Raw genomic sequence first — 13,042 nt, forward strand, 5'->3', positions numbered from 1 at the left:
TTATTCAGCGGGCTGTAGCGAACGGGTTTCGGCGGGCTGCGCCGAAGCCTCGGCATCCGTGTGGATACCTTCGTCGCGTTGATGACCGAGAATGGTCATCGTGACGTTGTAGGCCATGATGAGCGCGCCGCTGAGGAACATCAGACCGCCCAATGCACGCATCACGTAATAGGGGAACAGCGCCGCGACCGATTCCGCGAAGGAATAAACGAGGAATCCCTGGCTATCATATTCGCGCCACATCAGCGCCTGCTGGATGCCGGCCACCCACATGACGGCGGCGTAAATGACGATGCCGAGCGTGGCGAGCCAGAAGTGCCAGTTGACGAGTTGCAGACTGTAAAGACGCTCCCTGCCCCAGAGTTTCGGCGTCAGGTAATAGATCGCCCCGAAGGTGATCATGCCGTTCCAGCCGAGAGCGCCCGAATGCACATGGCCGATGGTCCAGTCGGTATAGTGGCTGAGCGAGTTGACGGCCTTGATCGACATCATCGGCCCCTCGAAGGTCGCCATGCCGTAAAAGGCAACCGCCATCACCATCATGCGCACGATGGGATCGGTGCGGATCTTGTCCCAGGCGCCTGAAAGCGTCATCAGGCCGTTGATCATCCCGCCCCAGGACGGCATCCACAGCATGATCGAAAACACCATGCCGAGCGTCTGCGCCCAGTCCGGCAGCGCCGTATAGTGCAGGTGGTGCGGACCGGCCCAGATATACATGAAGATCAGCGCCCAGAAGTGGATGATCGACAGACGGTAGGAATAGACCGGACGGTTCACCTGCTTCGGGATGAAATAATACATCATGCCGAGGAAGCCGGCGGTGAGGAAGAAACCGACGGCGTTATGGCCGTACCACCATTGCGTCAGCGCATCCTGCACGCCGGAGAAGGCCGAGTAGCTCTTGACGCCGAGGAAGGAAACCGGAATCGCCAGATTGTTGACGATATGCAGCATGGCGATGGTGACGATGAAGCTCAGATAGAACCAGTTCGCCACATAGATATGCGGCTCCTTGCGCGTCAGGATCGTGCCGAGGAAGGTGACGAGATAGGCGACCCAGACGATGGTCAGCCAGATATCCACATACCATTCCGGCTCGGCATATTCACGGCCCTGCGTAATGCCCAGGAGATAGCCGGTAGCGGCCATGATGATGAAAAGATTGTAGCCCCAGAACACGAACCAGCCGAGATTGCCGCCGAACAGGCGCGCGCGACAGGTTCTCTGCACCACGTAGAAGGATGTGGCGATCAGCGCATTTCCCCCGAAAGCGAAGATTACCGCAGAGGTGTGCAGGGGCCGTACGCGGCCGAAATTGAAATAGGGCGCGATGTTGAGATCGGGAAAGGCGAGCTGAAGCGCCACGACGACACCAACCAGAAAACCGACGACACCCCAGAACACGGTGGCGATGACGCCGTATTTCACCACCTCATCGAAATATTGCGACTTGAGCCGCACGCGTGCGGCGGGATCGACAGGCGCGAAGGACACGCGGCGCAGCAGAAGCACCGTGCTGACCAGAAGCGTAAAGAACAGCACCCACATATGGGCGGCGAAAAGACTGTCATGGGCAAAGGCTGCCCCGAGCAACGCGAGAAAGGCCCCAAGGGCCACGATCGCGGTTTCTAACGTGTAATTCATTGTTGGTTTCCCCCAACGTGCAAGCGACCGACGAAAGGCACGGCGCGCGCTTGACTAAGCGGAAACGGGCCTTTGCGTCGGTTGGAGCATTGCCACCGGCGTGGGGAAGCCACCTTGATTCAGATCAAGAAAGCGAAGCTGTCGTAGCGGGGAAGAACGCTGCGTTCATGCAAAACGATGTCGGAACAAAATGGCCGGGCTCCGAAACGGTTCCGGCTTAAGAGGCCGGCGGCATCAGCCCTTCATCTTCAATGGCAGACCCGCAGCGACGAAATAGACCTCGCCGGCAATGGCGGCGACACGCTGGTGCAGCCGCCCCGCATGATCGCGAAATTCCCGCGCCATGCGGTTCTCCGGCACGATGCCGAGACCGACCTCGTTGGAGACGAGAATGAGTTTCGCTCTGGTGGATATGATCGCCGTCTCAAGCGCGGCAAAGGCGGCCTCGATATCGGCATTTTCCATCATCAGATTGGTGAGCCACAATGTCAGGCAGTCGATGAGGATCACGTTGTCCGGCCCGTCAAGCTGGGCAAGCACGCCGGCGATATCCACGGGCGCTTCATGGGTTGTCCATTCCCCGCCGCGCCGCGCCTGATGGTGATCGATGCGATCGCGCATTTCATCGTCCCATGCCCGGCCGGTGGCCAGATAATGCAGATGGCCGCCGGCATTCCCCGCCAGCTCTTCGGCGAAACGGGACTTGCCCGAGCGCGCACCGCCAAGAATGAAAACGGAGCGGTTTTTATCTGTCATGGGAAACCTGAAAGAGAGAATGGAGCGGACCGGTATCTTTGCGATGTCGCAAGCCAGGGACAGGCGGACATGAAGGGAACGATTCGTAGAAAAAGGCGTCCCCCGGTTGCTCATGCCGGACTGCCGCTGATACCGGGCCAGAGAGATCACAACCTGTCCGCAGGATGCGGATCATATCAAAGTCCTGACAACTCCGGGCGCCGGAAACACCGGTCCTGATGAAAGGCTAGGTGCGAAAGGCGGCCCTGTCAATCGGCACGCGATATGGCCGGAAAATCAAAGCGGAACCGGTACGCAAAACCTTACCCGGAACCGGCAGACCTGCTGTCCGCGAGAGGATTGATAAAGCCACTTGGTTACCGGAACGTTAGCAGAAAATAAAATGATCGAGCTGCAACGCCGCGGCAGAATATCGGCTGACGGAGGCCGCTGCCATTGCCTTGGCATGGCCTTCAAATCAATATGCTTTCGAAGATTCGCAAACAGCAAGGTGGCCTGCCCGTGATGACCATCATGGACTATATTTCGATCGTCGTTTTCATAGTGCTGTGGGCCGTCTATACGCATGTCACGACGGGAAGGACGCTGTTTTCGAGAACCAGCCTCAATCAGGCCATGGCCGAGCGCCGGCGTGAGTGGATCATGAACTCCCTCAAACGCGACCTGAAGATGATCGACACGCAGATCATGGCCGGCCTGCAGAATGGCACCGCCTTTTTCGCCTCCACCTCCATCTTCGCCATCGGCGGATGTTTCGCTCTTTTGGGAGCGACCGAGCAGGTGGAATCGGTCTTCCGCGACATGCCTTTCGTGCACTATGCCGGACGCACGGCCTTCGAGCTGAAGGTCATCGGGCTCACCTGTCTTTTCGGTTATTCCTTCTTCAAGTTCGGCTGGTCCTACCGTCTGTTCAACTATTGCACGATCCTGTTCGGCGCCATTCCCATGGTCCACGACGTCAATTCGGACCGTGAGGCGGCCGAGCGCGCGGCTGAAAACGTCATAAAGATGAACATCATCGCTGCTAAGAACTTCAATGACGGCCTGCGGACGATCTTTCTGTCCATCGGTTATCTCGGCTGGTTCATCAGCCCTTATGTCTTCATTGCCAGCACCGTCATCATCATCGTGGCGCTGTTGCGCCGTCAGTTCTTTTCCGAGGCGCGCCGCGCCATCATGGAAGAAAACAGGCCTTGAAATAGCCGCACTTCAAGGGCCAAGCCCGGGTGAATATTGGCCCTCCACAAAGCTGAAAAAGCGGAAACCATGGACACAGACACAGCCGCAAACGAAAACCGCCGCAAAGGCCGCATCGGCGGTCTTGATACATTGCGCGGGCTGGCGCTCATCGCCATGGCATCCTACCACTTCACGTGGAACCTCGAATATTTCGGCTATCTCGAACCCGGCACGGCAACCACGGGCCTCTGGAAGCTCTATGCGCGCGGCATTGCAAGCTCGTTCCTGTTTCTGGCCGGTTTCAGCCTGTTTCTTGCCCATGGCAAAGGCCTGAACTGGCCGTCCTTCGGCAAGCGTTTTGCGATGGTGGCCGGCTCGGCGCTGCTCATCACCATCGCCACGTATTTCGCCTTTCCGGACAGCTTCATCTTTTTCGGCATCCTGCACAATATCGCCGCGGCAAGCCTCGTTGGCCTGCTGTTTCTGCGCGCACCCGCGCCTGTAACGCTGCTTTTTGCAGTGATTGCCTTTGCGCTTCCGCACTATGTTCAATCCGACCTGTTCAACAGCAAGTGGCTGGCCTGGATCGGCTTTTCCACCATGCCGCCGCGTTCGAACGACTATGTGCCGCTCCTGCCGTGGCTTGCCCCCTTTCTTGCCGGGCTCGCGGTTTCGCAATTCGTCACGCCACGCGACTGGCTGGACCGTTTTCGCAGTCCAAGCTCGCCGCGCAATCTGATAGCAAGCGCCGGCCGTCACAGCCTCTCCTTCTACCTCATTCACCAGCCGGTGCTGATCGGCCTTGTCTACGTCCTGTCGCAGGTGGCCCCGCCTCCACCGGTCGATCAGGTCGAGCTTTACAAATCGAGCTGCGAAAAAAGCTGCGTCGAACAGCCGAACGGGCTGGAATTGTGCCAGCGTTTCTGCGGCTGCACGCTGGAAAAACTGCAGGCGGAAAACCTGTTCGACACGATGATGGAAGGCAAGCTCAGCGCCGATCAGCAGACCAAGGTTGGCGAAGTGGCGCAGCAGTGCACGGTTGAGGCGCAGTAGGAAAAAGTTGCCGGGTCATAGAGGAATGGCGTGGTGTCCTATGCTCGACGTCATCCTCGGGCCTGACCCGAGGATCCATCGACGTCGCTGTAGACCCTCGGGTCAAGCCCGAGGGTGACGAAGGAGAGGTATCGACCTCTAAAAGCGCGCCTTAAGCGCGACCGGCAGGGGCCTTGTTCAAGTCCCGACGCCGATTTCGGCAAGCCGCGTCAGACAGGCCTCCTCGACATTGTCGAGTTCGGCCAGCGTCTCCTCGATATCCTTGCGTTTCTGCCGGAGATCGGCACGCTTTTCATCGACCTTCTTCATCAGAAGCACCAGCTGGCCCGATTCGCCCGGGGGCTCCTTGTAAACGTGAATAATCTCGCGGATTTCAGAAATCGTGAAACCGATACGGCGGCCGCGCAGGATTTCCTGAATGAGACGCCTGTCCGCGGCCCTGAAAAGCCTCGTGCGCCCGCGACGCTCAGGGTGAATCAGCCCCTCGTCCTCGTAAAATCGCAAGGTGCGGGTGGAAACACCGAATTCGCGTGTCAGTTCGGTTATGCTATAATACTTGTCCAAGGGCCTATCCGATTCATAACCGGATAATATTATTTGACCTTCACGTAAAAGTCAATTTTTCTCGCCGCGCCTAACCGGAAATACCATACCACCAGGTCGCAATACCCAGAAAAGCGAAAAAGCCGACAATATCTGTCACGGCCGTGACGAAGACCGCCGAAGAAACGGCCGGGTCCGCCCCGAACTTGTCGAGAACCAGCGGGATGAGAATGCCTGCCAGCGCCGCCGCCAGCATGTTGAGACACATGGCGGTGGCGATGATGCCCCCGATGTGGACATCCTGAAACCAGATGCCGGCAACAACGCCGATGGCGCAGCCGAACAGCATGCCATTCAGGATGCCGACACCCGCCTCACGACGGATGATACGGGCGGCGTTGTGGATATCGAGGCTCTTGGTCGCCAGCGCCCGCACGGATACGGTCATGGTCTGCGATCCGGCATTGCCACCCATACCCGCGACCGCCGGCATCAAAATCGCCAGCGCGACAATCTGCTGGATGGTCGCATCAAACAGGCTGATGACCGAGGCGGACAGAAATGCGGTGATGAGGTTGACGGCAAGCCATGGCACGCGCGAGCGCGACGTGCTGGCGATACTGTCCGACAGTTCTTCGTCACCCACACCCCCAAGGCGCAGCAAGTCCTCCTCGGCCTCTTCCTGGATAACGTCGACCACGTCATCGATGGTAAGCACGCCGACAAGACGTCCGTTATTGTCAACCACGGCTGCGGAAAGAAGGTCGTATTGCTCGAAAAGCTGCGCCGCCTCCTCCTGGTCCATTTCGGCAGGAATCGAGTGGTTCGTCTCATGCATGATCGTTTCGATCTTCACCTGACGCTTGGCGCGCAGCACCTTGTCGAGATCGAGTGCGCCCACCAGCTTGAAGGTGGGGTCGATGACGAATATCTGCGTGAAGGAGTCGGGCAGTTCCTCCTCTTCGCGCAGATAGTCGATGGTCTGCCCCACGGTCCAGAACGGCGGCACGGCGACGAATTCCGTCTGCATGCGACGTCCGGCCGAGCTTTCCGGATAATCCAGCGCCCGCATCAACCGCACCCGTTCGGTGAACGGCAGCTGCGAGAGAATGTCTTCGCGGTCCTCGTCGTCGAGGTCTTCGAGAATATAGACCGCGTCGTCCGAATCCAGCTCGCCGATACCGGCAGCGATCTGCTCGTTCGACATCTGGTCGACGATATCAAGGCGGATACCCTCATCCACCTCGGTCAGCGCCGTCATGTCGAAATCGGAGCCAAGCAGCCGCACCAGCGCATGGCGTTGTTCCGGCAGGATGGATTCGAGCACGTCGCCAAGTTCCGACTCGTGCAGCCGCGCAACATTCTTGCGCAGGAACAGCAGGTCTCGGTCGGCAATAGCCGCCCCCACCATCGCCAGAAAATCCGAACGGACAGACCCGTCTTCGGCGTAGATATCGGAAAGTGCCTCTGCCGGCCTCAACTCCTCGGGCGCGACAAGATCGTCGTCACGGTCTGTCATCTGGCGTCCTCTTGTATTCAAATGCCGCAGTGCACGAATGCGCAGGCAGAATGGCGTTAAAAAGTATATTGTCAACAACCGGATAGGCGGAAAACAACAAGCCTCCCAACTGCGACGCAAATGTCATGAACCGCCGCTTTGAGAGACCGCGATTTAAGGACGCAGCGCCCCTTCACGACGCGTCAGGAGTGCATGGCGCCGCAATTCTCTCAACGCGCGCCGCACCCCTGCCGTTCCGCAGGAAGAGCCCGGACAGACCCTTTCCCACTCCAGGCAACACCAAGATAGAGATTGACATATGTCGTCCATAGGCGATTCTGAAACAGCTTTTTTACATAGGATCGGCCGCAGCGACCACATGGCCGGGAACGCATATTTTGGGAAAGCCAAAGCAATGAGCAAGACGGATTTCATCGGCAAGGCCTCCTCCGCCGCAGGCGGCTGGGGTGCGCTTAAAAGCGTCGGCAAACGGCTTCTGGAAACAGGCGCGCCGATTTCCGGGGCACGCACGCTGCTGAAGACGAACCAGCCGGACGGCTTCGACTGTCCCGGCTGCGCCTGGGGCGATCCAGAACACGGCTCTTCCTTCGAATTTTGCGAAAATGGCGTCAAGGCAGTCGCCTGGGAAGCGACGGAAGCCCGCGTGCCGCCGGATTTCTTTGCCGCCCATAGCCTATCCGAACTGCGCGGCTGGTCCGACTACGATCTGGAAAAACAGGGCCGCCTCACCCACCCCATGCGCTACGACCGGGCGACAGACAAATATCTGCCGGTATCCTGGGACGATGCCTTTGCTGAAATCGGCAGGATATTGAACGGCCTCGACAGCCCGGACCGGGCGGAATTCTACACCTCCGGCCGCGCCTCCAACGAGGCCGCCTTCATCTATCAGTTGATGGTACGGCTCTATGGCACCAATAATTTCCCCGACTGTTCCAACATGTGCCACGAGGCAAGCGGCGTCGGCCTGAAAGCGTCGATCGGCGTCGGCAAGGGCACGGTTCTGCTTGAGGATTTCGAACAGGCGGACGCCATCTTCGTGATCGGCCAGAACCCGGGCACCAACCATCCCCGCATGCTGGGCGACCTGCGCCGCGCCGCCCTTCGCGGCGCAAGGATCGCCGTCTTCAACCCGATCCGCGAAAAGGGTCTGGAGCGCTTCGCCGATCCGCAGGACAAGATCGAGATGATCACCGGCGGCAACACGAGGATCGCCACCAATTATTACCAGCCGCGGCAGGGCGGCGATATGGCCGCCGTGCGCGGCATGAGCAAGGCTGTCTTCGCCGCCGACGATGCCGCAAGGGCGGCTGGTGAACCCGCGATCATCGACTACGACTTCATCGCCGAACATGCGGTGGAATTCGAAGCCTATCGCGCCGCCGTCGAGGCAACCGACTGGGAAACCATTCTCGACCAGTCCGGCCTGACCCGCGCCCAGATCGAGGAAGCCGCCGGCATCTACATGAATGCCGGCTCTGTCATCGCCACCTGGGCCATGGGTGTCACACAACACCGGCACTCCGTCATCATCGTTCGCGAAATCACCAATTTCATGCTGCTGCGAGGCAATATCGGCCGCCCCGGCGCCGGTCTCTGCCCGGTGCGCGGCCATTCAAACGTGCAGGGCGACCGCACCGTCGGCATCGACGAGAAAGCGCCGCCTGCCCTTCTCGACGCGCTGGAGAAAGAACTCGGCGTGTCCATGCCGCGCAAGCCCGGCCACAACACCGTGGAAGCCGTCGCCGCCATGCTGGATGGCAAGGCTCAGACCTTCATTGCGCTCGGTGGCAACTTCCTGCGGGCGACGCCCGACAGCCCGCTGATCATCAAGGCTTTCGAGAAGCAGAAACTCACGGTCAATATCGCCACCAAGCTCAACCATTCGCATCTGGTGCCGGGCGAGACATCCTTCGTACTGCCCTGTCTCGGCCGAACGGAAATCGACCGCAATTCGGCAGGACGGCCGCAGATTGTTACGGTCGAGGATTCCATGAGCATGGTGCATGGTTCAGGCGGCATCAACCCGCCGGCCTCGGACGAACTCCGCTCGGAAGTCGCCATTATCGCCGGCATTGCGCAAGCGACGCTCGGCAATGCGCATGTGGACTGGAAAGCGCTTGCCGATGATTACGATCTCATCCGCGACATGATCGAGCGGGTCATTCCCGGTTTTGACAATTTCAACGAACGGGTCCGCGTGCCGCGCGGTTTTCATCTGCGCAACACGGCGGCCGAACGGCGGTGGAACACACCTGCGAAAAAGGCCACCTTCTATAGCGGCCCCCTGCCTGAACAGACCGAGCATCAGCAGGCGCTCAGCCGTGACAATCTTTTCGTGCTGCAGACCTTCCGCAGTCACGATCAATACAACACCACGATTTACGGCATGGACGACCGTTATCGCGGCGTTTATGGCGAGCGCCATGTCATCTTCATGAACCCTGCGGATATGGAAGCACTCGGTGCCCATTCCCGCCAGCGCGTCGATGTCATCGGCGAATATGGCGATGGCGTGGAACGCATCGCGGAAAACTTCCGGCTCGTGCCATACAATATCCCGCGTGGCAGCGTCGGCGGCTATTATCCGGAACTGAACGTGCTGGTGCCGCTATCGAGCTATGGTGATGGCAGCTTTACGCCGACATCGAAATCCGTGCTCGTCTCCGTCCGCCTGCTTGCCGATGCCCCCGTGAAGGCGAACGCCTCTTGATGGAAGAAGAGCAATCCGCAGCCGCTTTCATGGCGGCTGTGGAACAGATCCAGCAAGAAGCCTCTTCTGCTATTACCGCGACGGGTGCGGCGGTCCTTCTGGCTATCCATCAAGACATAGCCACCGACAGCCGCAGCATCGCAAACCGGCTGGGGCTTGCGCACGCTCTCGTTCTGCGCGAAATCGCTGCCCTGTCACCCCGCTTCGTGCGGGTGACGAAACGCGATGCTCGCACCCAGCGCAGCTTTCTGGAAGTGACGGCGGAAGGACAGGCGCTTGCGGCTTCTCCTTCCCGCAATTGAAAAGAACGGAGCATTCCTTGGCAATCAGGCCGATTCTGCCCTACCCCCATGCGGGTCTTTGCGAGACCTGCGCGCCTGTTACTATTTTTGACGATCATCTGCAGGAACTGGTCACGGACCTGACTGACACGATGCGCGCCGCTCCCGGCGTCGGCATCACCGCGGCCCATATAGGCGTAAGGCAGCGCGTTTTCGTGCTCGAACTGACACCGGGAAACGTCCTCACCTACATCAATCCTGAGATCCTCAGCCGGTCCGCAAAGACCATGCGGCATGTGGAGGGCAGCGTCTCGATGCCGGATTTCACCGAGGAGGTGGAGCGACCATCCCAGATCGAAGTGAGATTTCAGGACGCAGCGGGCATGGAACATAGTCAGGCAGCAGAGGGGTTTCACGCTATCTGCATCCAGCACGAAATCGATCAGCTCGATGGCATCTTCTGGCTGAAGCGACTGTCGAAGCTCAAACGCGACCGGCTGGTAAAGAAATGGGAAAAATCCCGAAAGCCGTGACGATCAGCCGGCAATCGACAGCACAAATTCCGCCTCGCCCTTCAGCGTGTTGCTGACGGTACAGATATCCTCGGCCGAATGCGCGATTGCAGCGCGGGTAGCCTCGTCGAAATCCCCGGTTATCTCGATCGTTATATCGAAACGGATGATCCGATAGGGTTCTTCTGCAGATTTTTCACCGGCAACATCAACGGTGACGCCCTCGAAATGGTCCAGCAGACCCATACGGCTCGCCGCGATCCGGGCGCTGAGCGTCAGGCATGCGGCAAGCGACGAATAAAGAAGATCGAGCGGGTTGAAGCCCGGCTCCGAGACGCCGGTCGCGATCTCAAGTGCGCCGCCGGTCCTTGTCGAAATCACCGGTCGACCAAGCCGCCCAACCGTGGCTGTCGCGCCAATGGGTCTCACCTTCACCTTCGCGCCTTCGACCATTCAAATAATCCTGATTTAATCGCACGCAACCGATCGCATGGAACAAAAATCTATCTGGCGCTTTTTACTCACACAACGGTGAACGATCGTTGAACCTTTATTTTACAGGGAGCTGGGACATATGGTTACATCTACGCTCGTCAGCATTCTGATCACCTTCCTGGTGATCGTGCTTGTCTTGTGGCTCATCGCACGACTGCCCGTGGGCGGTGGCGCAAAACAGATCGCGCAGATCATCGTCATCATCATCGGTATTATTTCGCTTCTGAAATATCTCGCCGTCTTCTGATGTCCCGGCAAAGCGCACATAAAAAAAGGCGGCGAAAGCCGCCTTTTTTTGCGTCATTGGCGCGGTTCGAACTGATAGGTTTTTTTAAGCGTGATGTCGCGAACGCTGCCGATGCCGAGGAACGGCGTGTTTTCCGCATCGAAGATTGCCCTGCCCTTCGCAACGATCCAGCGGGCGGAACCATCAGGCAGATTGACCTTATAGCGCTGGTCGAAGAACACACCCGTCGTAATGCTGTCGAAAATCGCCTGCGCCACCTGATCGCGCATTTCGACATCGATTCTTTCCAGAACATCCTCGATCGTCACACCGCGTGACGCCACGGTTTCGGAAAATCCATGGCATTCCGCTGTAACCGCGTCCATGATCAGCCTGTTGTCGGAAATGCTCCACATATAATAGCCGAGTGCATTGTCTGAATCCGTTTTGTCCCCTTGCACGAAAACCCCCAGACATTTTTTCCTGACAAAAGCTAACATCAGACCTCTAATATTCCACCCCTTGCTTTTGTAGGGGGTAACCACCCACCTACTACAGCGTGCATCGATATCCACCGAAATTTAATGATGACCAAGACCGGATGACGGCCTCCAGGCGGCGATAAATTCTGAAGAGATATCGTAAAGCCGTTCGCCTGCACCTACATAGCTTTGCGCTAAAATTTCGAAGGAGGCTAATATGCTGCGAACCGCCCTTACCCTTGGACTGCTGTCGGCAACCGTTTTTCTTGCTGGGTGCCAGACATGGGAAAGTCCATATCGAGGAAGCGGATGGCGGATGGATCAGGTCATGGATGGCGATCCTTATCGCGTCGGTGACGGCAACCATCAAGACAACGGCACCGCCTCGAATATCATTCGACGCTAGGCCGTCAGAACATCGTCCGGTCGGCGGCAAATCGATTATTTGCCGCCCCAACTTCTCATAGCCGTCTGTGGATAAAAGACACAAATGCGGCACGCATAGTCGGCGTCAACGGAATTCTTGCTCTGGGAAGTTTACTGCCAACCGATTGGCTAAAAAAGAAAAAACCCGCCGAAGCGGGTTTCTTTGGTGCGGTCGAGAAGACTCGAACTTCCACGGGTTGCCCCACAGCGACCTCAACGCTGCGCGTCTACCAATTCCGCCACGACCGCATCGTGGTAGGCGTCGACTTGCGCCGACGGGGGTGCATGTAGCAAAAGGATTTTCGGTGCACAAGAGCGTCGTGACAGTTTTTTGAAATTAAAAATCGCACCGCACCATCCTATATGCAGGAAGCCCGGAAATGCTGGGGTTGCCGCCTTGTCATCATTTTGCGAGAAGGCTGTGGAAAGGACTTTTTCATGCTCACACGCACCGATATCGAGACAAATATGTTGCCCGCCGCCGGTTCCCCGCCCGTTCGCTGGCGAATCTCGGAAGGTTTCGTCCCCTACGAGCAGGCGATTGAGGAAATGGAGCGGGAAGTCGCCGCCATCGCCAGTGGCGAAGCGGATGAACTCGTCTGGCTTCTAGAGCATCCACCACTTTACACCGCCGGCACCAGCGCCGACGCCGCCGACCTCATAGAGCCGGATCGTTTTCCCGTCTTCGCCACGGGCCGTGGCGGTGAATATACCTATCACGGGCCGGGACAGCGGGTCGTTTACGTGATGCTGGACCTGAAACGCCGGCGTCAGGATGTCCGCGCCTATGTGGCGGCGCTGGAAGACGTGATCATCCGCACGCTCGACAAGATGAATGTGCGCGGCGAACGGCGCGAAGATCGTGTTGGCGTTTGGGTCCGGCGGCCGGAGAAACCTCTTCTGCCAGATGGCAGCATGGCTGAAGACAAGATCGCCGCGCTTGGCATCAGGCTGCGCAAATGGGTGAGCTTCCACGGGCTGTCGATCAATGTCGATCCCGACCTCTCGCATTTTTCCGGCATCGTTCCCTGCGGCATCAGCGCCTATGGCGTCACCAGCCTTGTCGATCTCGGATTGCCGGTTATGATCGGTGATGTCGACGTTCTGCTGCGCGAAGCCTTCGAGGAGGTGTTTGGCGAGGCAGTGCCCGAATCCGGCTCCGGCGGCTGATCCCACTGCAACTTTTGCCGCAGGCCGGTGTTTCCAGCAT

Annotated in this window: 12 protein-coding genes and 1 tRNA gene; 6 read left to right on the forward strand and 7 right to left on the reverse strand. The window is 58.4% G+C overall.

What is annotated here, in order from left to right; translation table 11 throughout:
* Together ccoN and cobU are read right to left on the reverse strand one after the other, a co-directional pair.
* Positions 1-1,647, reverse strand: coding sequence for a cytochrome-c oxidase, cbb3-type subunit I (gene ccoN / locus FY152_05960; protein UXS31659.1), 1,647 nt, complete (start codon positions 1,645-1,647; stop codon positions 1-3).
* Between the two features lie 234 nt (positions 1,648-1,881).
* The gene (gene cobU / locus FY152_05965; GenBank protein ID UXS31660.1) at positions 1,882-2,403 is read right to left on the reverse strand and encodes a bifunctional adenosylcobinamide kinase/adenosylcobinamide-phosphate guanylyltransferase; all 522 of its coding nucleotides are present in this window, start codon (positions 2,401-2,403) and stop codon (positions 1,882-1,884) included.
* A 504-nt stretch (positions 2,404-2,907) separates the two neighbouring features.
* Between cobU and FY152_05970 the strand changes: the two genes are divergently transcribed.
* Both FY152_05970 and FY152_05975 read left to right on the forward strand, forming a co-directional pair.
* Entirely contained in the window at positions 2,908-3,600 is a 693-nt protein-coding gene (locus tag FY152_05970; protein ID UXS33221.1) for a DUF599 domain-containing protein, read from the forward strand.
* Between the two features lie 69 nt (positions 3,601-3,669).
* A complete protein-coding gene (locus FY152_05975; protein ID UXS31661.1) occupies positions 3,670-4,635 on the forward strand; it encodes a DUF1624 domain-containing protein in 966 nt (321 codons plus the stop codon).
* 177 nt (positions 4,636-4,812) lie between these two features.
* Here FY152_05975 and FY152_05980 read toward each other — a convergent pair whose 3' ends face one another.
* Both FY152_05980 and mgtE read right to left on the reverse strand, forming a co-directional pair.
* Entirely contained in the window at positions 4,813-5,199 is a 387-nt protein-coding gene (locus tag FY152_05980) for a MerR family DNA-binding transcriptional regulator (protein ID UXS31662.1), read from the reverse strand.
* A gap of 70 nt (positions 5,200-5,269) precedes the next feature.
* Positions 5,270-6,697, reverse strand: a complete 1,428-nt coding sequence (gene mgtE / locus FY152_05985; protein ID UXS31663.1) for a magnesium transporter — start codon at positions 6,695-6,697, stop codon at positions 5,270-5,272.
* A gap of 394 nt (positions 6,698-7,091) precedes the next feature.
* On the opposite strand from mgtE, the gene FY152_05990 reads away from it, so the two are divergent.
* From FY152_05990 to FY152_06000, 3 genes are read left to right on the forward strand one after another with little or no spacing between them, the layout of a single operon-like run.
* Positions 7,092-9,410, forward strand: a complete 2,319-nt coding sequence (locus tag FY152_05990; protein ID UXS31664.1) for an FdhF/YdeP family oxidoreductase — start codon at positions 7,092-7,094, stop codon at positions 9,408-9,410.
* Entirely contained in the window at positions 9,410-9,712 is a 303-nt protein-coding gene (locus tag FY152_05995) for a hypothetical protein (GenBank protein ID UXS33222.1), read from the forward strand. The genes FY152_05990 and FY152_05995 overlap by 1 nt, the downstream gene beginning before the upstream one ends.
* A gap of 17 nt (positions 9,713-9,729) precedes the next feature.
* Entirely contained in the window at positions 9,730-10,224 is a 495-nt protein-coding gene (locus FY152_06000; protein ID UXS31665.1) for a peptide deformylase, read from the forward strand.
* 3 nt (positions 10,225-10,227) lie between these two features.
* Here the strand turns inward: FY152_06000 and FY152_06005 are convergent, their stop codons facing one another.
* From FY152_06005 to FY152_06015, 3 genes are all read right to left on the reverse strand, one after another.
* Positions 10,228-10,656: an OsmC family protein gene (locus FY152_06005; GenBank protein UXS31666.1), complete on the reverse strand. Its 429-nt coding sequence runs from the start codon at positions 10,654-10,656 to the stop codon at positions 10,228-10,230.
* 342 nt (positions 10,657-10,998) lie between these two features.
* Complete coding sequence (locus FY152_06010) at positions 10,999-11,424, reverse strand: PAS domain-containing protein (GenBank protein ID UXS31667.1); 426 nt, start codon at positions 11,422-11,424, stop codon at positions 10,999-11,001.
* A gap of 572 nt (positions 11,425-11,996) precedes the next feature.
* Positions 11,997-12,081 (reverse strand) — tRNA-Leu (locus FY152_06015).
* A 189-nt stretch (positions 12,082-12,270) separates the two neighbouring features.
* Between FY152_06015 and lipB the strand changes: the two genes are divergently transcribed.
* A complete protein-coding gene (gene lipB, locus FY152_06020) occupies positions 12,271-13,002 on the forward strand; it encodes a lipoyl(octanoyl) transferase LipB (protein UXS31668.1) in 732 nt (243 codons plus the stop codon).
* The last annotated feature ends 40 nt before the right edge of the window (positions 13,003-13,042 follow it).

This window comes from Agrobacterium tumefaciens, from assembly GCA_025560025.1.
Classification (GTDB): domain Bacteria; phylum Pseudomonadota; class Alphaproteobacteria; order Rhizobiales; family Rhizobiaceae; genus Agrobacterium.

Bases quoted from the DNA above. Each gene is read 5' to 3' on its own strand.
- ccoN (UXS31659.1), bottom strand. From the start codon at position 1,647: ATGAATTACACGTTAGAAACCGCGATCGTGGCCCTTGGGGCCTTTCTC.
- cobU (UXS31660.1), bottom strand. From the start codon at position 2,403: ATGACAGATAAAAACCGCTCCGTTTTCATTCTTGGCGGTGCGCGCTCG.
- FY152_05970 (UXS33221.1), top strand. From the start codon at position 2,908: ATGACCATCATGGACTATATTTCGATCGTCGTTTTCATAGTGCTGTGG.
- FY152_05975 (UXS31661.1), top strand. From the start codon at position 3,670: ATGGACACAGACACAGCCGCAAACGAAAACCGCCGCAAAGGCCGCATC.
- mgtE (UXS31663.1), bottom strand. From the start codon at position 6,697: ATGACAGACCGTGACGACGATCTTGTCGCGCCCGAGGAGTTGAGGCCG.
- FY152_05990 (UXS31664.1), top strand. From the start codon at position 7,092: ATGAGCAAGACGGATTTCATCGGCAAGGCCTCCTCCGCCGCAGGCGGC.
- FY152_05995 (UXS33222.1), top strand. From the start codon at position 9,410: ATGGAAGAAGAGCAATCCGCAGCCGCTTTCATGGCGGCTGTGGAACAG.
- FY152_06005 (UXS31666.1), bottom strand. From the start codon at position 10,656: ATGGTCGAAGGCGCGAAGGTGAAGGTGAGACCCATTGGCGCGACAGCC.
- FY152_06010 (UXS31667.1), bottom strand. From the start codon at position 11,424: ATGTTAGCTTTTGTCAGGAAAAAATGTCTGGGGGTTTTCGTGCAAGGG.
- lipB (UXS31668.1), top strand. From the start codon at position 12,271: ATGCTCACACGCACCGATATCGAGACAAATATGTTGCCCGCCGCCGGT.